A 913-nucleotide genomic window follows, 5' to 3' on the forward strand; every position below is an offset into this window, starting at 1 on the left:
AGAGAAAGTTCGAAAATCCAACGTTCTTCTTCTTTTCGCACCTTTTGAATCAAAACATCTGGTAAATCGATGAGTTCTTTGATAAACTGAGCGTACATGCGAATTTTCCTCCAATGGTTTGGTTTGGACACCTTTACCATACAGGAAAATTCGCATTTTTTGTATCCTCTATTTTCCCTATGCATACCTATCTTAAAATCTCAAGTACAACTTGTGGTGAAGAGCCAAAAAAATCATTTCATTTATTGTGGGATTAACTATTTTGTTCTTTATAGGTCTAATAATTTTCCATACTCTGAGTTGGATTTATAATCAAATTTTATCTATAGATCCTAGAATATCTGCTGCATTAATAACTGGATTCCTGACAATTGTAGCTACTTCTCTTACTATCACTGTACCAAAGTTAATTGAAAAGAGAATGGAAATTGAGGAACAACATAGAAATCAAAAAATCCCTATGTATCAAGAGCTACTTCAATTTTTATTTCAGCTTCTTATGGGACAAAAAACTAACGGAAAACATTTAGAAGAAGGGGACATTATCGAATTTATGTCTAAATTTACACAAAACTTAATACTTTGGGGTTCTAATGATGTTATAAAGAAATATAGTGAATACCGCACTTATTTTAGTAATCGTGGTGTAGGAAAAGAGACAAGCATAAAAGAAATTGAGTTATTGGAGGATTTATTGTTAGCAATCCGTAAAGATATGGGACATAACAATAAGTCTTTAAAAAGAGGAGACGTCCTATCGCTATTTATCAACGATATAGAAAAATATCTATATAAATTGAAATAAAGGTTTTCTCCCGTTCCACGGCGAATAAATAAAAGAGAAAATAGGGGAACGGAGAGAAAATATGATGCCAAATCACAAAGACGAGATCGAAAAGTTGTCCACTGCCAT

The 913-nt window shown here is 32.4% G+C and carries 1 protein-coding gene; it reads left to right on the forward strand.

What is annotated here, in order from left to right; genetic code table 11:
- Positions 1–262 precede the first annotated feature (262 nt).
- Positions 263–805 (forward strand): hypothetical protein, encoded by a 543-nt coding sequence (locus ETC02_RS16720; protein WP_050367391.1) that lies wholly within the window; start codon positions 263–265, stop codon positions 803–805.
- The last annotated feature ends 108 nt before the right edge of the window (positions 806–913 follow it).

Origin of the sequence: Geobacillus sp. DSP4a, from assembly GCF_013096875.1 — a bacterium.
GTDB classification, from domain to species: Bacteria; Bacillota; Bacilli; order Bacillales; family Anoxybacillaceae; genus Geobacillus; species Geobacillus thermophilus.